We start from the raw sequence: 19,087 nt of genomic DNA, 5'->3' as shown, positions 1-19,087 counted from the left end.
CGCCCGCCAGGCCGGCAGGGCGCGGTTGGCGGCGTCGATGGCGCGCTTGGTCTCGGCGCGACCAAGCTTGGGAATGGTGCCCAGGGTCTCGCCGGTGGCCGGGTTGTCCACTTTGACGGTGGCACCGCTGTCGGCGTCGATCCAGGCGCCGTCGACATAGGCTTGCTGGCGAAACAGGGAAGCGTCTTTGAGCTGCATTACGGTCTCCTTGGCTGAAAGGGCCGGAAGCAAGGGCATGACACCCCTGCGCCTGCGATAGGGTCAGGCCTGGAAACGCTGGCATCGCCACCGTTCAGTGCCCGCTCGAGCAACGTCCGAACCGCCCTGGGCGTTCGAAATATTGAACGCATCCTAGGAGAATATTGAACCCCCGCGCAAGAGCGCCGGAGCGGTTTTCGCGCGGACTTCCTCCTTGTTTATGCAGCCCTTGCCAAGCCCCGCGAAACAGTCGTTCAAAATCAACAACATCGTGCATGCGGGCATGGACGGTCGAGGGCAAGGTGAGTATGATGGCGACCGATTCAGCGTCACCGAATCGCTGCACTCGTAGCTCAGCTGGATAGAGTACTGCCCTCCGAAGGCAGGGGTCGTGGGTTCGAATCCCGCCGAGTGCGCCATCTCCCGTTCACCGTCGCGTGAACCTCAGCAAAGCCCGCCATCGCGCGGGCTTTGTTGTTTATGGCTGTCGCTCAAGCCGTTCCGAGACGCTCAAAACGTTCTGTAAAAGGCGATCGCCAGATCACCGGCGTGAATTATCTGACCATTATCCCTGGCGCTAACGCGATTCTGCTCTAAGCTCTGACCTCTAGACCCGCTCCAACAGGCCGGCCGGATGCCGATACCCTGGTGATCACCCTGCAAGGACGCCTCATGAGATACCTCCTGACCAGCTCGGTCACCCTCTTTCTCGCCGCTCCGCTCCTGACCGAAGACACCGCCCTGGCCCAGGCCGGCCATGCCCTGCGTCCGGGGATAGAGGCAGCGGCGCACGCCCTCAACCTGTCGCTGCTGCAGAGCAGCGCGGTTGGCAGAGGGCCGGTGGCCGACGGCGCGCGGCTGCAGCTGGCGGCGCTGGAACGGCAGGCGCGGCTGGACGACTAGGGCTTCAAGGCGTTTGCCAAGGCCCGGCGCAGAGCCATTCTTGAACGAAGCGCCCGTCCCGGGCTCTCAAGGTCTCCACCACGGCCACCCCGAGGAGACCTGGATGAAATCCCTGATTCCCCTGTTGCTGCTGCCCCTCGCCCTGGGCGCCTGTACCAAGGAACAACGACCGCGCGACGATCTTGGCTTGCCCAGCTGCAATCTGCAGCAGCAGCGTGAACTCCCGGGCGAGCTGGGCGGCGCCATCACCGATCCGCGGCAGGCGCATGTATCCATGCGCGCCAATGTGCTGCTGGCGGATGTGAGCACGGCGCGCAAGGCGCAGCGGATCAGTCAGGAACAGGCGACCGCCTTCAGCGAGCGCATTGCCGCGGTGCGCAGCCAGACCGATGCCCTGGTCGGGCAGCAAGGCTTTCTCAGCGCGGCCGAACGCGCCAGCTTCGACCGGGAATTCGACGGGATCGCCATGCAGATCTGCCAGCCGCGCTAGCGGGTGATGGGTAGCGACTGCCAGGCCGGGTCGAACGGCGCGGCCATGAACGGCTAGGATAGTAGGACCGATCAGGCGGCAAGGCAGCTTGCCGCCCTCTTCTCTTGGCCCGCGGGGACGACCCCGGCGATCGGTGGGCAGCGTTCCGGGACGGCCCGGTTTACAGGAGGCCGTCGTTGGCTTGGTTCTATCTGGTGTGCGCCGGACTGCTCGAGGTGGTCTGGGCGTTCTATATGAAGCAGTCCGCGGGCTTTACCCGTCTCACGCCCACACTGATCACCGGGGTCGCCATGGTGGCCAGCGTGGCGCTGCTGTCGATCTCCATGCGCAGCCTGCCGCTGGGCACCGCCTATACGATCTGGACCGGCATCGGCGCGGTCGGCGCCTTCATGGTCGGCATCCTGGTGCTGGGCGAGGCAGCGAGTCCGCTGCGCATCCTGGCCGCCGCGCTGATCGTCAGCGGACTAGTGCTGATGAAGCTGACCTCGTCCTGAGCGCCCTCCCCTAGCGCGGGATCACCGAGCGCGCCAGCCAGATGAACAGCAGCCCGCCAAGCAACCCACCCACGGCCATCGCCAGCAGCCCCTCCAGGGTCCGCGTCGCATAGATGAGCACCGGCATGGGCGCGAAGGCGTCGATCAGGCGGATGGCGGCGATCAGGCTGAGGCTGCTGGCCAGCGGCAGCAGGCAGGCGCGATAGGCGCCGCCGTGACGACCCAGCCAGAGGGCCGCGGCAAAGGCTGGTAACCAAGCGGCGAGCACGATCGCGGCATAGACGGGTCCGAAGCCCAGCAGATCGTCCAGCGAGGTCCGCCAGCGCGTGGCCAGGTCGATCGGCTGGCCGAGCCCCTGGAGGGCCGCCAGGTTGTACTGGGTCTGCACCAGGCTGCCCCAGGCGGTGGCCAGCAGCAGAGCTGCGGCGAATGCCAGCAGGGTGCGCGCTTGCAACAGGGCGCGCCAGAGCGGTTGAGGCATGTCGGAAGATCCCTTGGAGAGAGGCAGATGCTAGCGAAAGCGGGTACCCGGAGTAGACCTCAAGCGTTACCTAAAGCTTCCGGCCGCTGGGCCTGGCTGGCCTGGCTGGCCCTGCTGGCGGTTCCGCTGGCATTGGCGGCGCCGGCCTATCGGATCGAGACGGTGGCGACCGGACTGGACCGGCCCTGGTCTCTGGCCTTCCTGCCCGATGGCCGCGCGCTCCTGACCGAGGGCGCCGGGCGCTTGCGGCTGCTGGTCCCGGACGGCGCAGGTCGCCTCGGGCTGCAGGCGCAAGCCATCACCGGACTGCCGGACCTCTACACCGAAGGCCAGGCCGGACTGTTCGAGGTGCTGCCGGATCCGGACTTCGCGCGCAACCAGCTGATCTATCTCTCCTATGCGACAGGTACGCGCCAGGCCAATCACTTGAGGGTGGTACGCGCGCGGCTGGAGGGCGAACGCCTGCAGGACGTCCAGCCATTGTTCACCAGTCAGCCGGCCAAGGCCTTCGGCCAGCACTTCGGGGCGCGGATGGCCCTGCTCGGCGACGGCACCCTGGCCATCGCCCTGGGTGACGGCAACGTGGAACGTACTGATGCCCAGCGGCTGGACACCCATCTGGGCAAGATCGTGCGCATCACCCGCGACGGCCAGGTGCCGGCGGACAATCCCTTCATCAAACGACCCGGCGCCCTGCCGGAGATCTACAGCCTCGGCCATCGCAATCCCCAGGGCCTGGTCTGGGTGGCCGAGCGCCAGGCGCTGTACGAGCACGAGCACGGCTCCAAGGGCGGCGACGAACTCAATCTGATCCGCAGCGGTGCCAACTATGGCTGGCCGCTGACCACCGGCGGCGTGGACTACACCGGCGCGCGCATCTCGCCCTTCCGTGAATTGCCGGGCATCACTCCACCACTGCTGGAGTGGACCCCCTCCATCGCCCCGGCCGGCATGACCTGGTACGACGGCCAGGGCTTTCCCGCCTGGCGCGGCAGTCTGTTCGTGGCGGCGCTGCGGGAAAAATCGGTGCGGCGAATACCGCTGTTGAACGGCCAGCTTGGTCAGCAGGAGCTCCTGTTCCAGGAGCTGGACCAGCGTCTGCGCGACGTGCGCAGCGGACCGGACGGCAATCTCTGGCTGCTCACCGATGGTGAGGACGGGCAGCTGTTGCGGGTGTTGCCGGGGTAGGAGGGGCCACTGCGAGAGACCCCAATGGCCTGATCAGGCCGCGACGAAGGTGTTGCTGGTACCCAGCAGGGTCAGTTCGTCGCTGGGGTTGTTATAGGCGTCGTAGACGAAAGCCCCTGGCAGGTAGAGGCTGTACTGATGGCCCTCCTGCAATTCACTGGTCAGATGGATGTCCAGCAGATTGGTCAGCTGACGCACCGTGGCAGCCCCTTCGAAGCCGATCTTCTCACCCGTGGTGACATCGAGCAGAAAGGCTTTCTCCAGCAGCGCCGGGTCCACCTTCACCGGTATCGGATAGGTTTCCGAGTAGAGGTCCCGCGTGCCGCGATAGATCGAGTCGTCGAACAGCAGGCTGATGAAGTCATCCGCATAGGGATTGAAGTAGGACTGCTGATTGATACCGGTCAACCGTGGCGGCGTGAGATCGGCGGGCAGGACGGTAAGGTCCCGCGGCAGCGCTGTCACCGCGACGTTTCCGGCGGTATCCGTGGTCTCGACCAGGATCGAGCCTTGCGCATAGAAGCCAGGCTCCAGCTTGGGCGAAGGCCAGCGTCCTTCTCCCTGCTGCCAGGTCTGACCGCCGTCGCTGGAACTGCGCCACTGCTCGATGTCGCCATCGTCGAAGAAACGGAATTGCAGCAGGTTCTCGGTGGTGGGGCCACGCGTGCTGAGCAGATGAAGCTCCGCGCCTTGGGTGTCGATCCGCCACTGCGCCTGGTTCGCCAGGGTCTGGGCGTTACTCGCGCTATCGAGGTAACTGACCTGCAGCTGACCTGCCTGGTAGTAGCCCGCGTCGAGCTGCAGGGTATGGCTGCCGGCGCTCGCGGCGGTCCAGCTCTGCCCGCCATCCAGGCTGTAACTCCAGGCCGTCACCCCATCCGGCAAGGTCACGTCCACCTGGCCGTTGCGGGTGATGCCATCGGTGGCCGACACCCCGGTGTCCTCGTGCAGGGCGACGCCCGGCGTGAGCGGCTCCCATTGCGCGAGGCGCGTCTGGAACAGCTGCTGATCGGCGCTCTGGCCATCCGGGCGGCCGAGGTAGTCGATCATCTCGACGATGACCGCGGCGCGGGCATCCTGGTGGGTGCTGCCAAGCGTCTCCAGCCGGCCCAGCCAGAAGGCCTTGCCACCGGCATCGGCGCTGCGGCCAAGCAGATCGCCATAGCAGCCGTCGATGAAGGCGCTGGCGCTCTCGTCGGCGGGTTGCGCCTGCAGGCGCTCGGCACCATTGAGGAACAGGCGGACCAGTTGGGCGTTGTCCAGGCCCTCGTCCAGCTTGGCGACCCAGAAGCGAAAGCCTTCCGCATCCGGGGCACGGCCCAGCACGCCCCAGTAACAGGCGTTTACCCATGCTGCATTGTCCACGACCATGGTCTCTCCTCCTTGAAGCGGCCACCCGCTGTGGCCGGATCCCTGGCTTATAGAAGGCGGCGGTACGCGGCGCCGACCTGTATCCAGATTCCTGTGGCGTGCTCGACAGCCTTTCGCCTAGGGCGATAAGCAAAAAGCCAGATGAAACGAGCACCTCCATCGAATCGTCGAAAACCCCGACGATTCGTCAAATAAGAGACGACAGTTCGACGCTCTGACGCTCACATCTGACAGCGCCACTTTTTAAGCTGGAGCCTCAACCACGGAGGATCCGCCATGAAAGTCACCCTGCTCGGCGCCGGCCATATCGGCTACACCATTTCGCAATTGCTGCACGCCAGCGGCGACTACCAGGTGACGGTGGCGGATCGCGACGAGCGCGCCCTGGCGGCCATCGCGGCCCTGGGCGTGCAGACCCGGACCCTGGATACCGCCGACGCCAGCGCCCTGGCCGCGGCCCTGGACGACCAGGACGTGGTGCTCAATGCCCTGCCCTATCACCTGGCGATTCCCGTGGCCCAGGCGGCCAAGGCCACCAACACCCACTACTTCGACCTGACCGAAGACGTCAAGGCGACCAAGACCATCCGCCAGCTGGCCGAAGGCGCGAGCAATGCCTTCATGCCCCAGTGCGGTCTGGCGCCGGGCTTCATCGGCATCGCCGCCCACTCCCTGGCCAAGCGCTTCGACAGCGTGCGCGAGGTGAAGATGCGCGTCGGCGCCCTGCCGGAATTCCCCACCAATGCCCTCAAGTACAACCTGACCTGGAGTGTCGACGGCCTGGTCAACGAGTACTGCCACCCCTGCGAAGCCGTGCGCAACGGCGAGCTGCAACTGGTGCAGCCGCTGGAAGGCCTGGAGCACTTCTCCCTGGATGGCGTGGAATACGAGGCCTTCAACACCTCGGGCGGCCTGGGCACCCTCTGCGAGACCCTGCAGGGCCAGGTGGAAATCCTGGACTACAAGACCGTGCGCTATCCCGGTCACCGCGACCTGATGAAATTCCTGCTGGAAGACCTGCGCCTGGCCAGTGACCAGGAGCAGCTCAAGACCATCCTGCGCGGCGCGGTGCCCACCACCATGCAGGACGTGGTGCTGGTGTTCGTCACCGTCAGCGGGATGCGCGGCGGCAAGCTGGTGCAGGAGGTGTTCAGCCGCAAGATCTTCGCCGCCGAGCGCGACGGTCGCCTGACCAGCGCCATCCAGATCACCACCGCCGCCGGCATCTGCACCGCCCTGGACCTGTTCCGCGAAGGCAAGCTGCCGCAGCGCGGCTTCATCGCCCAGGAGCAGGTGGACATGGAGGCCTTCCTGGCCAACCGTTTCGGCAAGGCCTACCAGCCGGCCTGATCGGGGAAGCTTAGCGGCGCACGCGGGGTCCATAACGGAACAGTTGCCGTTAGAGGACCCCTCGTCATGCTCAGCGTCGCCATCGTCGGTTGCGAACAGATCCACGCCCAGGACTATCTGGACACCAGCCTGGCCGATCCGCGGGTGCGGGTGGTGGCGGTGGCCAGCGAACGGGATCCCGCCCGCGCCCGGCGCCTCGCCGCCCCTCAGGATCTGCCGGTAGTGGACGACTTCACCCGGCTGCCCGAAGTGGACCTGGCCTTCGTCACCACCGCGATCGAGGATCACGAGGCGGCGGTGAGCGCCCTGCTCCCGCGCGCTCGTCATCTCTTCGTGGAAAAACCGCTGGCCGTCTCGGCCGCCCGAGCCACCGCCCTGACCGAACAGCTCACCGGACGGTCCTGCTTCAGTGGCTTCTATCTGCGCACCGATCCGGCCCTGCAGCTGTTGCGCCAGCGGGCGCGGGACGGCGCCATCGGTAACCTAAGTCACCTGTCGCTCACCGCCGGCCACCCCGGGCTGCTGGAGGGCTGGCTCAGCGACTGGCCGGCGCACCTGGACGAGCGCCGCATGGGCTATGGCGCCTTTGGCGATCTGGCGGTGCATCTGCTGGATTTCAGCGCCTGGTTATGCGGTGAGGCCCTGACCGTCACGCACAGTCGGCTGGACCGCGATCCGCGCTGGCCACTGGATCATGGCGGCGAGGCCCTGCTCCAGGCCGGCGCTCTGCCGATTCATCTGCGCGCCAGCGCCACCCTGCGCGGTCCGCGTCTGGCCATTCGCCTGGACGGCAGCGAGGGCAGCCTGGAGCTCTGCGCGGGGCGCCTGGAGCTGCACGACGCCGAAGGCCATCGGCGGGTGCTGGCCGAGGGGGTGGACCCCGGCGTGCCCCAGGGCGCCCAGGCGGTGTTCGATCAGTTGCTCGGCCAGCCGCGGCCGGAACTGGCCACCTTGGATGCCGCGCTGGCGGCCAATTGTCTGCTGGATGCGCTCTATGGACGGGATTGAGGTAGCGGATGGCCTGCTCTAGAGGTGCTAAAGGTCATCTGACAAGTGCCGATAGCAAGGGTATCCGGTGCAGTCTGGCTGGTATCCCCTCGCTGAAAGGAACTCCCCAATGGTCTGGTTCAACAATCTGGCGCTGGCGAAGAAACTCGCGATCGCCTTTGGTCTCTGTACGCTCATCACCCTGGGCATAGGTGCGGTTGGCCTAAGCGGGCTCAGGAGCCTGAATGGCCTGCTGGATTCGGTGCTGAACAACAATCTGCTGTCCATCACCCGGCTCAACGATGCCAAGAGCAACGTGATCGGCCACAACCGCGATATCTTCCGGTTGATGTCCATGGTCTATGCCAACGCGCCCCAGACCGAGCAGGATCGTGTTATCGCCTCCCTGCGATCCAACCAGGCCGATGCCGAGAAGCCTTTCGCCGACTACCGCGCCACCCCTTTGCAAGCCGATGAAAAGGCCGCGGGTGATGCCTTCGAGGATGAGTGGAAGGCCTATATCTCCAGCATCAACACCGTCCTGGCGCGCCTGGCCGCCAAGGACGTGGCCGGCGCCAACCAGCTGCTGAACGAGCAGGTGCAGCCCGGCTACCGTAAGACCATGGCCGCCTTCAAGATCATGGTGGAGTCCAACAAGCGCCAGGGTAACGAAGCCGGCGCCGCGGCGATCGCCACCTACGGCAACGCCTTCTGGATGCTGGCCGGCGGCCTGCTGCTGGCGGTGCTCTGCGCCCTGGCGCTGGGCATCATCATCACCCGAATGATCGTCACGCCGATCCGCCAGGCGGTGACCAGCGCCGAGCGCGTCGCCCAGGGCGACCTGACCCAGGCGATCCAGAGTTCGCGCCGTGACGAGGCCGGGCAACTGCTGCAAGCGCTGGGTGGCATGCAGCGCAGCCTGAAAGACACCGTGCAACAGATGGCCGGTGCCTCCAGCCAGCTCGCCGCGGCCGCCGAGGAATTGCACGCCGTGACCGAGGAGACTTCCCGAGGTCAGGTCCGCCAGCACGATGAACTACAGCAGGCCGCCACCGCGGTGAACCAGATGACCGCGGCTGTGGAAGAGGTGGCGCGCAATGCGGCCTCCACCTCCACCGCCTCCCAGGACACCAGCCGCGAAGCCCAGCAGGGTCGCGAGCAGGTGCAGCAGGCGGCCCAGGCCATGGCGGTGATGACCGGCGAGATCACCGATTCCACCCAGAAGGTGCAGACCCTGGAAGGCCAGGTGCGCGAGATCGGCAAGCTGCTGGAGGTGATCCGCGGGATCGCCGAGCAGACCAACCTGCTGGCGCTCAATGCCGCCATCGAGGCCGCTCGGGCCGGCGAACAGGGCCGCGGCTTCGCCGTGGTGGCGGATGAGGTCCGCGCCCTGGCCCATCGCACCCAGGGTTCCACCGGTGAGATCGAACGCATGATGAGCGCCGTGCGCAGCAGCGCCGAGGAAGCGGTGAGCGCCATGCACAAGAGCCAGTCCCTGGCCGACAGCACCCAGGCACGCGCCAACCAGGCGGGTGAAGCCCTGGACCGCATCGCCGCCGGGGTCGCCCAGATCGAGGAACGCAACCTGGTGATCGCCAGCGCTGCCGAGGAGCAGGCCCAGGTCGCCCGCGAAGTGGACCGTAATCTGGTCAATATCCAGGACCTCTCCACCCAGACCGCCACCGGTGCCCAGCAGACGGCCGCCTCCAGCCAGGAGCTGTCGCGACTGGCCACCTCGTTCCAGGGCCTGGTGGCGCAATTCCGTTATTGATCGGCCGTTCAGGAAACTTCCGACCAGCGGTCAGCCTGCCCTCGCCCCTGCGAGGGGCAGGCTTTCGGCATGGCCATGGACCGGCTGACCCGGCGCGCCCATGTTCGCAATTGAACATTGCGCGCCCGCGCGGCTCTGAGCTGAAACACCTGAATGGATGCTCCCATGCGCTTTACCTACGATGCCCGTCGCAGCTATCGCCTGATCGGCCTGGACGATGGCCGTCTGGCAGGCCAGTTGCTGTGCGGGCAGCTGTACATCATGGTCGCCGGGGATGGCAGGCAGCCAGAGTCCTATGCCCAGCTGGAAGACGACCAGCTGCGCACCGCCGAAGGCAGGCTGATCGGCTGTCGCGAGGCGGATATCCTCACCCTGCAACGGACCGGTGTCGCCCTGCGGCTGGAGCCGCTCGACGCCTGAGCGAGACCCCTAGCGCGGCCCCCTTTCTTCCGGGCCACCACCGGGCCCGCCGTGGCCACCATGACCACCCCCACCAGGCGGTGGCATGAACAGCCAGCAACCGGACAGGGACAACAGGGCCGCCAGCACGGCCACCTTGACGCCTTTCATCACCACCTTTACCTCCACTCCAGAAGGGCCCTTCCCTTCTCGTCGTCATTGGACGCCCGGGCGGGCCGGAAAAGGCGTAGTCGTGGGTAAAAACGGGGTAAGAAAGCTGTCCAGCTCGATACAACCCCTATGAATCGGCGGGAACCTCTCCTGCGCGTTGCGGCTCCATTTCCTTGAACGTCATCGAAAAGATGCCAAACGGGCGCCTTTTGGCCCCCTTCAGGAGATGTCATGTCCAGCGACAACCAATACGCCATGCAGAACCCCCTCACCCAGTATCCCCAGCCGGAATTTCCCAAGCAGCCCCAGGAGGCTCCGGGTCTGGCCCAGGTCATGGAGCCGCGCCCCGATCATGGCGAGACCAGTTACAAGGGTTTCGGTCGACTGGCCGGGCGCAAGGCACTGATCACCGGTGCGGATTCGGGGATCGGTCGGGCTACGGCCATCGCCTATGCCCGGGAGGGTGCCGATCTGGTGCTGAACTACCTGCCAGAGGAAGAGGCCGACGCCCAGGAAGTGGTCAAGCTGGTGGAAGCCGGGGGTCGCAAGGCCGTCTGCGTTCCCGGTGATCTGAAGGACGAAGCCTTCTGCACCCAACTGGTCAGCAAGGCCAAAGAGGCCCTGGGCGGTCTGGACATCCTGGTCAACGTGGCCGGCAAGCAGACCGCGGTGCAGGACATCGCCGAGCTGACCACCGAGCAGTTCGACGCCACCTTCAAGACCAACGTCTATGCGCTGTTCTGGCTGTGCAAGGCCGCCCTGCCGCATCTGCCGGCCGGCGCAGCCATCATCAACACCACCTCGATCCAGGCCACCCAGCCTTCCGAATTCCTGCTCGACTACGCCTCGACCAAGGCGGCCATCACCAACTTCACCAAGGCCCTCGCCAAGCAGGTCGCCAGCAAGGGCATCCGCGTCAACGCCGTGGCCCCCGGTCCCTTCTGGACCCCGCTGCAGCCCAGCGGCGGCCAGCCCCAGGAAAAGATCCCCACCTTTGGTGGCGAGACGGTGTTCAAGCGTCCCGGCCAACCGGCGGAACTGGCACCCATCTATGTGCTGCTGGCTTCCCAGGAATCGAGCTATGTGACCGGTGAGGTCTATGGCGCCACCGGAGGCATGGGCTGACGGCCGTGGCGGCCTTCGACCCCGCCCGCCAGGACGGCTACGCGCCCCTGGCGGGCTATGCCGCCCTCTCCGACGGCCGTTCGGTCGCCCTGGTGGCGCCGGACGGCTCGCTGGATTGGTGGTGCGTACCCAACATGGATTCCGCCCCGCTGTTCGACCGCCTGCTGGACGCCCCGGCCGGCGGTTTCTTTTCGATCGCTCCGGTGGCCGACTACCGCGTCGAGCGGGCCTACCGGGAAGACAGCAATGTGCTGGAAACCTGTTTCCACACCGCCGATGGCAGCGTGCGCCTGACCGAATCGCTCAACAGCGGCTCGGCCGGTCGCCTGCCCTGGTGCGAACTGGGGCGCCGGGTGGAAGGCCTGTCCGGACGGGTCGAACTGCGCATCGAACTGGTGCCCGGCACCCAGGGCCAGACCGTCTCGCCCTGGATGCGCAGCACGCCCAATGGCGAGGTCATGCACGTCGACGGGGTCATGGCCACCCTGAGGTATTGCGAGCGGCTGGAGATCCTCCAGTGCGACGACCGCCGCCTGGTGGCACGCCTGGTGCTGGAAGCCGGGCAACGCAGCGTCCTGGCGCTGACCGCGACCGAGAACGAACCGCTGGTGGTGCCCTCGCTGGACGAGGTTGACCAGCGCATCGACCGCAGCGACCAGGCCTGGCGCGAGTGGGCCCAGGGTTTTGCCTATCGCGGCGAATTCCTCAGCGAGGTGAAGCGCTCGGCGCTGGCCCTCAAGCTCTTGCTCTACTCCCCCACCGGCGCCATCGTCGCCGCGGCCACCACCTCGCTGCCGGAACGCATCGGCGGCGACAAGAACTACGAATACCGCTATGCCTGGGTGCGCGATGCGGTCTTTACCATCAAGGCCTTCCTGCGCCTGGGTGCCCTCGGCGAGGCCCAGGCGGCCCTGGCCTGGATCCAGAACGTCATCCGCCGCCACGGCAATCGCCTGCACACCTGCTTTACCCTGCAGGGTGAGCTGGCACCGGCAGAGCGCACCATTCCCGTGCCGGGCTATCGCGACTCCCAGCCGGTCCGCGTCGGCAACCGGGCCAGCGCCCAGTGCCAGCTGAGTCTCTATGGCGACTTGCTGGAGACCTTTCGCCTCTATGCCAGCAAGGGCCATGTGCTGGATTTCGCCACTTCCAGCCTGCTCACCGACCTGGCCAATCTCTGCGCCGATGGCTGGCGCCAGCCGGATGCCGGCATGTGGGAGCTGCCCGAAGAGCGCCACTACACCCTGTCCAAGCTGGGCTGCTGGTTCGCCCTGGATCGCGCCGTGACCCTGGCCCGCGAAGGGCACATCCCCGACGCCATGTGTGGCCGCTGGGAGCGCGAGCGCGATCGCATCCGTGACTGGGTCAACGAACACTGCTGGAGCGAGCGCAAGCAGGCCTATACCTTCTATGCCGGCACCGAGCGCCTGGACGCCGGCTTGCTGCTCGGTATCCGCTTCGGCTTCGACGGGGGTGAGCGGTCGGTGAGTACCCTGGCCGCCATCCGCCGCGAGCTGGCCCGTGGCCCGCTGGTCTATCGCTACAGCGGCGCCGAACGGGAGGAAGGGGCCTTTCTCGCCTGCTCCTACTGGATGGTCGAGGCGCATGCCGTGCTGGGCGAGGTGGATCAGGCGCGCGAATTGATGCGCGAGGTGCTGGCCGCCAGTCTCAATGGCGTCGGCCTGATGACCGAGATGCGCGATCCCCATGACGGCGCAGCCCTGGGCAACTTTCCCCAGGGCCTGAGCCACCTGGCCATGGTGCATGCGGCGCTGATTCTGGAAGAACCGGAGCCCGAGGCGTGAGCGATCTGGATTTCAGCCGTCCGGTGGACGAGGTCGCCCGGCAACTGGTCGGCGCCACGCTCAGGGTCGCGGGCGTCGGCGGCCTCATCGTCGAGACCGAGGCCTACGACGGCGAAGACCCGGCCTCCCACAGCTTTTCCGGCCCGACTCCGCGCAACCGCGCCATGTTCGGCCCGCCCGGCCATGCCTATGTCTATCGCTCCTACGGCATCCACTGGTGCTTCAACTTGGTGTGCCGCGAAGCCGGGCATGGCGCCGGCGTGCTGATCCGCGCGCTGGAGCCCCTGTGGGGGCTGGAGGTGATGCGCGAACGCCGGGGCGGGCTGGCCGATCGCCTGCTCTGTGCCGGTCCCGGCAGGCTGTGCCAGGCCCTCGCCATCGACGGCAGTCACGATGGCGTGCCGCTGACCGAGCCGCCCTTCCTGCTGGAGCCGGCGGCTGCCGAGGTGGCGGTGCTCGCGGGCCCGCGTATCGGCATCAGTCGCGCACGCGAGATGCCCTGGCGCTTCGGTCTGGCCGGTTCGCGCTATCTGAGTCGTGGCTTTCCTGGCTGAGCACCGCCGCGCGGTGCTGGCGCCGGCCGCGACGCAGATCGACGATCAGGGTCAGGAGGCCGAAGGCCAGAATCGCCAGGACGATGCCCAGGCCGAGTAGCTGCTTTTCCATATTGTCCTCTGATGCTGTCGATGAAGCGCGCTAGGCCGCGCGCGCGGCGGATTCGGCCCGACGCCGCAACGAGCGGCGCAGGATCCAGGTCAGGGCGAGACTCAGGGCGGCCATGGCCAGCAGCAGCAGCGAATAGGACAGCCACCACGGATGACCGGCGGTCATCATGCTGAATTCGGACATGCCGCCGATGCCGGCGATGAGGTTGAGCGGCAGGAACACCACGTTGATCAGCGTGAGGTTGCGCAGGGTCAGGTTCATGCTGTTATTGGCCAGGTTGCCGCGGGCATCCATGAGGCGGGCGAACACCGTGGCGTAGAGGTCGGCCTGGCGGCGGCACTGGTCGTTCTCGATGATGAGGTCTTCCAGGCGCGCCCGCAGCGCCTCGCCCAGTTCGCGCCTTTCGGCGACCTGCCGCAGTCGGTCGAGCACCGCGCCGTTGCCCTGCAGGGCGTTGATGTAATGGATCAGGCTCTCGCTGAGATTGAACATCTGCAGCAGATGCTCGTTGCCCAGGGAGCTGTCGAAGCGCTGCTGCAATTCGCGGCCGACCAGCCTGATGACCTTGAGATGCCCCTGGTAGTGATGGACGCTGCGAAACAGCAACTCCACCAGCACATCCAGCGGATCGTGCAGCGGCTGCAACGGCCCCTCGCCGGCCAGCAGCGACGGGCCGGCGGAGATGACCACCAGCCGCTCGGGATGCCAGAGCAAGCCGAAGGAAGACACCTCGAAGGCGAAGCGCGCCCCGCCGGCATAGCGTTCCGGACGCTTCCAGATCAGGAAGAGTTCGTCGCCCTGCACTTCCAGGCGCGAGACCTCGTCCGGGTCGAGCGCCGAGGCCAGGCGGTGGCTGTCCAGGGGAAAGGCCTGCTGCAGCCAGGCGCGCTCCCGGGCATCCGGATCGCTGCACAGCAGCACCGGCGCCGAGCGGTCGCCAGCCGGCAGCAGGCCACCCTCCCGCAGGGTGAAGGCTTCGATCATAGCGTGCTCCTACCAGCCCTGGCGCCGCTGCTCCAGGCGCCGGACGAACTCCTCCAGCACCCGTCGATAGAGGCCCTCGCCCAGCAGGCCGTCTTCGATGCCGGCGTCCAGATTGGGGTTGTCGTTGACCTCGATGACCACCAGCCGATCCCGATCCTGCTTGAGATCGACGCCATAGAGGCCATCGCCGATCAGGGCGGCGGCCTGCACCGCCAGCTCCACCACCGCCGGAGGCACCGCGGCGATGGCCACCGCCTCGCAGCGCCCTCCGGTACTGCCGGATTCCGCCTTGTGGTTGTAGATCTGCCAGTGACCGGCGGACATGAAGTAGCGACAGGCATAGAGCGGTTCGCCGGCGAGCACGCCGATGCGCCAGTCGAATTCGGTGTAGAGGTACTCCTGGGCCAGCAGCAGCACCGAGCGCTCGAACAGCTCCGCCGCGGCCTGGCGCAATTCGGCGGCGTCGGCCACCTTGAGCACGCCGCGGGAAAAGCAGCCGTCGGGAATCTTCAGCACCAGCGGATAGCCCAGGCGCCGCCCCACCTCTTCCAGGTCCTGGGGTCGTTCGCGATAGAGGATTTCGGTACGCGGCATGCCCAGGCCGTGCTGGGCCAGCAGGTCGCTGAGAAACACCTTGTTGGTGCAGCGCAGGATGGAGGCGGGATCGTCCAGCACCACCAGGCCTTCGCTCTCGGCCTTGCGGGCGAAGCGATAGGTGTGGTCGTCGACCCGGGTGGTGGCGCGGATGAACAGGGCGTCGTATTCCGCCAGCCGGCCGTAGTCCTTGCGCTCGATCAGCTCCACGGCCACCCCCAGATCACGCCCGGCGGCGACGAAACCGGCCAGGGCCGCGGCATTGGAGGGCGGCAAGGACTCCTCCGGGTCATGCAGGATGGCCAGGTCGTAGCGCGCCTGGCGCCGCGAGGCCGGTTGCCGCCAGATGCGTCGGTTGAAGGCATCCAGGGCATCGGCGAAGGCGTATTGCTGGGCGTCCTGCAGGCGGTGCAGGGCGCCGCTCTTGATCCCGGCGATGTGCCAGTGGCGACTGTGGCGCAACTCCACCTGCAGGATCGGGCACGGGAAGGCGTCGAACAGCTGCCTGGCCAGCGCCTGCAGCGGCGCGAACTCGGTGCGGCCAAAATAGAGGTTGAGGGTGAAGCCCTCGGTGGCGCCCAGTGGGTGCTCGGCCAGGGCCTGGCCCACCAGGGCGTCCAGGTCTTCCAGCAGCAGGCCGTAGAGCGCCTTGCGATTGAGTTCGCTCAGGGTCCGCACCGAGGGGATGACGCGATGACCGCGCGCCTCCGCCAGCAGCGAGCAATAGTAGCCGTGGCCCAGATAGCGGTAGTTGCGACAGAGGTTGAGCACCTGGATGCGGCCACCGCCCGCGGTGAGACGGCGGTCTTCCAGATACTCCTGGGCCGTGACGATGCTTTCGCTGGGCAGGTAGTCCGACCAGTCTTCCTTGCGCTCGACGATGATCAGCAGGGTGCTGCTGGCCGGCAGGTGCAGCACGGGTTCGGGACGGGGAACGGGGGTGGCGACGGGCAGGCGGGCTTGAATCGCGACCATGATGCGGACCGGGCTCTGGCGGAAGGGGTGTCCAGCAATACGCCTTCCGCCGGCGGCTGTCCCGCGACGTTACGCAGGCTTTATGCCGCGGCGGCGGAGTTGACCGAGACTTTGCGCCGGGCACGTCGTTCGGCGGTTGGCTAAGCTTGGCGAACGTCCTGCCCTGGAGTCCTCATGAAGCCCCGTCAGCTGCTGCCGATCGTCCTGCTGTGTCCCCTCCTCGCCCAGGCCAGCCTGCGCTGTGGCCAGAGTCTCGTCGAGGAAGGCGACAGCGTCGAACAGGTCCTCGCCGCCTGTGGCGCTCCGGCCGAGCGCAAGATCAATCCGCCGGCACTGCGCAACAACAACGTGCCCAAATTCAATGCCGCCGAGACCCAATTCTGGACCTATGCCCCGGAGAACGGCGCCTCGCGTCACCTCAAGTTCATCGACGGCAAGCTGGTGGAGATCAGGGTGGAGCGTTAGTGGGCGGGAACTTCCCTCACCCCAATCCTCTCCCAAAGGGAGAGGGGGAAAAGCAGCAGCTCCGGCGTAGGTTGGATTGAGCGCAGCGAAGCCCAACAGGTGCCAGGCGAGTCTCGCCATCGAGCAGGCAAGAGCCTCCCTCACCCCAGCCCTCTCCCAGAGGGAGAGGGGGAAAAGCAGCGGCTCCGGCGTAGGTTGGACTGAGCGCAGCGAAGCCCAACAGGTGTCAGGCGAGTCTCTCCATCGCGCAGGCAAAAAAGAACCGCCCGAGGGCGGTTCAAGCGGAGCACGACCTGAGGGCCGTGGTTAGAACTTGGCTTCCAGGTCCAGCTGCAGGGTCTTCACATCGGCATCGGTGCGGAAGCGGCTGGCGGTGTCGGACTCGGCGAGGAAATAGGTCAGGCCGACGCCGAAGTTCTTGTCGATGTCGTAGCCGAGCTTGAGCTTGTGGCCGCGGGCGCCGGTCGAGCCGTTGCCGAAGTCGGAGTCGGTGAAGGCGCCCACCACGGCGTTGCGCTGGACATCGCGGTAGTTGTATTCCAGGCCGACCCGCTGCATCAGCTTGGTCTTGGCGCCCACCAGCCAGGCGGTGTCCTCGCCGTCGTCGGCCTTGTCGTTGACCACGTACTGGCCATAGAAGGACAGCGGCACCCACAGCTTGGTCAGGTCCAGCTGGGCGAAGCCCTCGTAGAGCTGGAAGCGGTCGGTGGTGTTGCCATTCACCGCCAGGGCGCAGGGCGAGGTGACCGAACCGGTGGTCGGGCAGGTGCTGTCCTGGTCCTTGTCGTAGGCGTAGACGCTGCCGCCGACCATCAGCTTGGCGGCATCGCCCAGGTTGAAGCGACTGCCCAGCTGGCCGGCGTAGAGGCGCAGGTCGTGCTTGAACTCATAGCCCTCGCCGTCGACGTTGTCCTTGAGCACATAGTAGCCTGTGCTGCCGAACAGCTCGGCGCCGCCGCCGAGGTCGTACCTGTAGGTGCCGGCCAGGCCTTCTGGGTTGATGTCGGCGTCCCAGATGACGTCGCCGGTGCTGACCCACTGCTGGCCCATCTTGCCGCCCACCAGGTGCAGATTCGGCAGCGCCGTGGGGTGGTAGTCGATATAGGCCTGATCCAGCCAGAGCTGCTTCTTGTTGAAGTAGCCGTTGAGGTCCTGGTTGGTGGAGCGGGCATCGTCGCCGCCGCCGGTGGCGATGCGGATGCCGGTGTCCACCTGCGGATTGATCTCGCTGTAGGCGCCCAGTCGCGCCCGGATGCGCTGGCGGTCGCGGTCGCGACCGTTGTCCGGCTCGCCGCTGATGTCGATGCTCTCGTGGCGCACCCGCACATCGCCCTTGATCTGGGTCTTGGCGGCCCAGGCCAGTTTCTTCTCGAAGTCGGAGGTCTTCTGCTGCTGGGCGACCTGGGCGGCGCGCGCCTGCTGCTCCTGCTGCAGGTCGCCGCGCAATTCGGCGTACTGGGCGGGGGTGATGGAGCCGTTGGCCTTGAGCATGTCGAGCAGCTTCTCATCGACAGCGGCACTCGCGGTGGCCGAGCAGGTGGCCAGGAGCACGCCCGAGAACAGCGCCGTGAATCGATAAGGGTTAACAGACATCGGCAGATCTCCTTTCAAGACAATCCAGGGGTGGTGGCTGGCAGTGCAGCCCGTCACGAAGCTGGGTCAGTCTCGGCAGAAGAGATGTCGTTTTGCCTTCAATAAAGTAAAACTTTTAATACAAGCTTTTGAAATTAAATGAAAATTTCACGGTAACGCCATGCGTTGCCAGCTCGGAAAAAGTCTTTCTCGGACGTGAAGACAATTTTCTCCACCGAGAAACCAGGCGACCGCCCTGCCCCGCCCCTTTCCGCTCGCCCATGAAAAAGGCCACTCCGGGGAGTGGCCTTGCCGAGAGCCGGCGAAATCCTCAGCCGAAGCGACCGGTGATGTAGTCCTCGGTCTGCTTCTTGTCCGGCTTGGTGAAGATCTTGTCGGTCTTGTCCACTTCGATCAGCTCGCCCAGGTACATGAAGGCGGTGACGTCGGAGCAACGCGCCGCCTGCTGCATGTTGTGGGTGACGATGACCACGGTGAACTCCTGCTTGAGTTCGGCCAGCAGCTGTTCGATGCGCGCGGTGGAGATGGGGTCCAGCGCCGAGGTCGGCTCGTCCAGCAGCAGCACCCGCGGACGCAGGGCGATGGTACGGGCGATGCACAGCCGCTGCTGCTGACCGCCGGAGAGACCCAGGGCGCTCTGGTTGAGCTTGTCCTTGACCTCGTCCCACAGCGCCGCGCCGCGCAGGGCCTGCTCGACGCGATCCTGCAACTCCACCCGGGACAGCCGCTCGTGGTGGCGGATGCCGTAGGCGACGTTGTCGGCGATCGACATCGGGAAGGGCACCGGCTTCTGGAACACCATGCCGATGGTGCTGCGCAGGCGGCTCAGCGAGTACTTGGGATCGAGGATGTTCTCCCCGTCCATGAGGATCTCGCCGGTCGCTTCCAGCCCCGGGTATTCCGAGTAGATGCGGTTGAAGATGCGCAGCAGCGTGGACTTGCCGCATCCGGACGGGCCGATGATGGCGGTGATCTGCTTGGCCGCGATGTCCAGGTTGATCGACTTGAGCGCCTGGTGGCCCTTGTAACGGAAGCCGACGTCGCGCGCCTGCAGTTCCGGTATCTGCGTCTGCATGG

The 19,087-nt window shown here is 66.4% G+C and carries 19 protein-coding genes and 1 tRNA gene; 13 read left to right on the top strand and 7 right to left on the bottom strand.

Translation table 11 applies throughout. The annotated features are described in order from the left end of the window. Nucleotides 1-198: aldehyde dehydrogenase family protein (locus DBY63_RS16380; RefSeq protein ID WP_146750260.1), on the bottom strand; the 198-nt coding region annotated here is incomplete at its 3' end. Between the two features lie 342 nt (nt 199-540). On the opposite strand from DBY63_RS16380, the gene DBY63_RS16375 reads away from it, so the two are divergent. The 4 genes from DBY63_RS16375 (at nt 541) to sugE (ending at nt 2,085) form a co-directional block, all read left to right on the top strand. Then, nucleotides 541-617, top strand: a tRNA-Arg gene (locus tag DBY63_RS16375). A 253-nt stretch (nt 618-870) separates the two neighbouring features. Continuing rightward, a complete protein-coding gene (locus tag DBY63_RS16370; protein WP_039975808.1) occupies nt 871-1,101 on the top strand; it encodes a hypothetical protein in 231 nt (76 codons plus the stop codon). Nucleotides 1,102-1,204: 103 nt separating this feature from the next. Next, nucleotides 1,205-1,591, top strand: a complete 387-nt coding sequence (locus DBY63_RS16365; RefSeq protein WP_007160754.1) for a hypothetical protein — start codon at nt 1,205-1,207, stop codon at nt 1,589-1,591. Between the two features lie 176 nt (nt 1,592-1,767). Next, nucleotides 1,768-2,085 (top strand): quaternary ammonium compound efflux SMR transporter SugE, encoded by a 318-nt coding sequence (sugE, locus tag DBY63_RS16360; RefSeq protein WP_007160753.1) that lies wholly within the window; start codon nt 1,768-1,770, stop codon nt 2,083-2,085. A gap of 10 nt (nt 2,086-2,095) precedes the next feature. Here the strand turns inward: sugE and DBY63_RS16355 are convergent, their stop codons facing one another. Then, on the bottom strand, nt 2,096-2,566 hold the full coding sequence (locus tag DBY63_RS16355) for a hypothetical protein (RefSeq protein WP_108582467.1): 471 nt from the start codon (nt 2,564-2,566) through the stop codon (nt 2,096-2,098). A gap of 27 nt (nt 2,567-2,593) precedes the next feature. Between DBY63_RS16355 and DBY63_RS16350 the strand changes: the two genes are divergently transcribed. Further along, the gene (locus DBY63_RS16350; RefSeq protein ID WP_256594413.1) at nt 2,594-3,754 is read left to right on the top strand and encodes a PQQ-dependent sugar dehydrogenase; all 1,161 of its coding nucleotides are present in this window, start codon (nt 2,594-2,596) and stop codon (nt 3,752-3,754) included. 33 nt (nt 3,755-3,787) lie between these two features. On the opposite strand, the gene DBY63_RS16345 is transcribed toward DBY63_RS16350, so the two are convergent. After that, complete coding sequence (locus tag DBY63_RS16345; protein WP_108582466.1) at nt 3,788-5,125, bottom strand: DUF4214 domain-containing protein; 1,338 nt, start codon at nt 5,123-5,125, stop codon at nt 3,788-3,790. A gap of 276 nt (nt 5,126-5,401) precedes the next feature. Here DBY63_RS16345 and DBY63_RS16340 point away from each other — a divergent pair, with 276 nt between their 5' ends. From DBY63_RS16340 to DBY63_RS16310, 7 genes are all read left to right on the top strand, one after another. Beyond that, entirely contained in the window at nt 5,402-6,475 is a 1,074-nt protein-coding gene (locus tag DBY63_RS16340) for a saccharopine dehydrogenase NADP-binding domain-containing protein (protein WP_108582465.1), read from the top strand. Nucleotides 6,476-6,541: 66 nt separating this feature from the next. Then, nucleotides 6,542-7,483 carry a Gfo/Idh/MocA family oxidoreductase gene (locus tag DBY63_RS16335; RefSeq protein WP_108582464.1) on the top strand — a complete coding sequence of 314 codons (942 nt, stop codon included), beginning with the start codon at nt 6,542-6,544 and terminating at the stop codon, nt 7,481-7,483. 109 nt (nt 7,484-7,592) lie between these two features. Next, nucleotides 7,593-9,233, top strand: coding sequence for a methyl-accepting chemotaxis protein (locus DBY63_RS16330; protein WP_027600138.1), 1,641 nt, complete (start codon nt 7,593-7,595; stop codon nt 9,231-9,233). 165 nt (nt 9,234-9,398) lie between these two features. Next, nucleotides 9,399-9,653: a hypothetical protein gene (locus tag DBY63_RS16325; RefSeq protein ID WP_027600137.1), complete on the top strand. Its 255-nt coding sequence runs from the start codon at nt 9,399-9,401 to the stop codon at nt 9,651-9,653. A gap of 381 nt (nt 9,654-10,034) precedes the next feature. Beyond that, nucleotides 10,035-10,928, top strand: a complete 894-nt coding sequence (locus DBY63_RS16320; protein WP_108582463.1) for an SDR family oxidoreductase — start codon at nt 10,035-10,037, stop codon at nt 10,926-10,928. Between the two features lie 5 nt (nt 10,929-10,933). Continuing rightward, complete coding sequence (locus DBY63_RS16315) at nt 10,934-12,733, top strand: glycoside hydrolase family 15 protein (RefSeq protein ID WP_044341606.1); 1,800 nt, start codon at nt 10,934-10,936, stop codon at nt 12,731-12,733. Continuing rightward, the gene (locus tag DBY63_RS16310) at nt 12,730-13,287 is read left to right on the top strand and encodes a DNA-3-methyladenine glycosylase (protein ID WP_108582462.1); all 558 of its coding nucleotides are present in this window, start codon (nt 12,730-12,732) and stop codon (nt 13,285-13,287) included. The genes DBY63_RS16315 and DBY63_RS16310 overlap by 4 nt, the downstream gene beginning before the upstream one ends. Nucleotides 13,288-13,429: 142 nt before the next feature. Here the strand turns inward: DBY63_RS16310 and DBY63_RS16305 are convergent, their stop codons facing one another. Further along, on the bottom strand, nt 13,430-14,383 hold the full coding sequence (locus tag DBY63_RS16305) for a magnesium transporter CorA family protein (RefSeq protein ID WP_256594412.1): 954 nt from the start codon (nt 14,381-14,383) through the stop codon (nt 13,430-13,432). Nucleotides 14,384-14,392: 9 nt separating this feature from the next. Further along, nucleotides 14,393-15,952 carry a RimK family protein gene (locus tag DBY63_RS16300; RefSeq protein WP_108582461.1) on the bottom strand — a complete coding sequence of 520 codons (1,560 nt, stop codon included), beginning with the start codon at nt 15,950-15,952 and terminating at the stop codon, nt 14,393-14,395. Nucleotides 15,953-16,126: 174 nt separating this feature from the next. Between DBY63_RS16300 and DBY63_RS16295 the strand changes: the two genes are divergently transcribed. After that, nucleotides 16,127-16,417 carry a DUF2845 domain-containing protein gene (locus tag DBY63_RS16295; protein ID WP_042137026.1) on the top strand — a complete coding sequence of 97 codons (291 nt, stop codon included), beginning with the start codon at nt 16,127-16,129 and terminating at the stop codon, nt 16,415-16,417. A 306-nt stretch (nt 16,418-16,723) separates the two neighbouring features. On the opposite strand, the gene DBY63_RS16290 is transcribed toward DBY63_RS16295, so the two are convergent. Together DBY63_RS16290 and pstB are read right to left on the bottom strand one after the other, a co-directional pair. Then, nucleotides 16,724-18,010, bottom strand: a complete 1,287-nt coding sequence (locus tag DBY63_RS16290) for a putative porin (RefSeq protein ID WP_027600130.1) — start codon at nt 18,008-18,010, stop codon at nt 16,724-16,726. Nucleotides 18,011-18,320: 310 nt separating this feature from the next. Then, a complete protein-coding gene (pstB, locus tag DBY63_RS16285; RefSeq protein WP_017638707.1) occupies nt 18,321-19,085 on the bottom strand; it encodes a phosphate ABC transporter ATP-binding protein PstB in 765 nt (254 codons plus the stop codon). Between the last annotated feature and the right edge of the window lie 2 nt (nt 19,086-19,087).

Origin of the sequence: Pseudomonas sp. RIT411 (assembly GCF_003057735.2) — a bacterium.
Lineage (GTDB): Bacteria > Pseudomonadota > Gammaproteobacteria > Pseudomonadales > Pseudomonadaceae > Chryseomonas > Chryseomonas oryzihabitans.
The sequence above is the reverse complement of the archived record's forward strand: the minus strand, read 5'-3'. Positions and strand labels throughout refer to the sequence as shown.

Bases quoted from the DNA above. Each gene is read 5' to 3' on its own strand.
- DBY63_RS16370 (WP_039975808.1), top strand. From the start codon at position 871: ATGAGATACCTCCTGACCAGCTCGGTCACCCTCTTTCTCGCCGCTCCG.
- DBY63_RS16365 (WP_007160754.1), top strand. From the start codon at position 1,205: ATGAAATCCCTGATTCCCCTGTTGCTGCTGCCCCTCGCCCTGGGCGCC.
- DBY63_RS16355 (WP_108582467.1), bottom strand. From the start codon at position 2,566: ATGCCTCAACCGCTCTGGCGCGCCCTGTTGCAAGCGCGCACCCTGCTG.
- DBY63_RS16350 (WP_256594413.1), top strand. From the start codon at position 2,594: ATGCTAGCGAAAGCGGGTACCCGGAGTAGACCTCAAGCGTTACCTAAA.
- DBY63_RS16345 (WP_108582466.1), bottom strand. From the start codon at position 5,125: ATGGTCGTGGACAATGCAGCATGGGTAAACGCCTGTTACTGGGGCGTG.
- DBY63_RS16340 (WP_108582465.1), top strand. From the start codon at position 5,402: ATGAAAGTCACCCTGCTCGGCGCCGGCCATATCGGCTACACCATTTCG.
- DBY63_RS16335 (WP_108582464.1), top strand. From the start codon at position 6,542: ATGCTCAGCGTCGCCATCGTCGGTTGCGAACAGATCCACGCCCAGGAC.
- DBY63_RS16330 (WP_027600138.1), top strand. From the start codon at position 7,593: ATGGTCTGGTTCAACAATCTGGCGCTGGCGAAGAAACTCGCGATCGCC.
- DBY63_RS16325 (WP_027600137.1), top strand. From the start codon at position 9,399: ATGCGCTTTACCTACGATGCCCGTCGCAGCTATCGCCTGATCGGCCTG.
- DBY63_RS16320 (WP_108582463.1), top strand. From the start codon at position 10,035: ATGTCCAGCGACAACCAATACGCCATGCAGAACCCCCTCACCCAGTAT.
- DBY63_RS16305 (WP_256594412.1), bottom strand. From the start codon at position 14,383: ATGATCGAAGCCTTCACCCTGCGGGAGGGTGGCCTGCTGCCGGCTGGC.
- DBY63_RS16300 (WP_108582461.1), bottom strand. From the start codon at position 15,952: ATGGTCGCGATTCAAGCCCGCCTGCCCGTCGCCACCCCCGTTCCCCGT.
- DBY63_RS16295 (WP_042137026.1), top strand. From the start codon at position 16,127: ATGAAGCCCCGTCAGCTGCTGCCGATCGTCCTGCTGTGTCCCCTCCTC.
- DBY63_RS16290 (WP_027600130.1), bottom strand. From the start codon at position 18,010: ATGTCTGTTAACCCTTATCGATTCACGGCGCTGTTCTCGGGCGTGCTC.
- pstB (WP_017638707.1), bottom strand. From the start codon at position 19,085: ATGCAGACGCAGATACCGGAACTGCAGGCGCGCGACGTCGGCTTCCGT.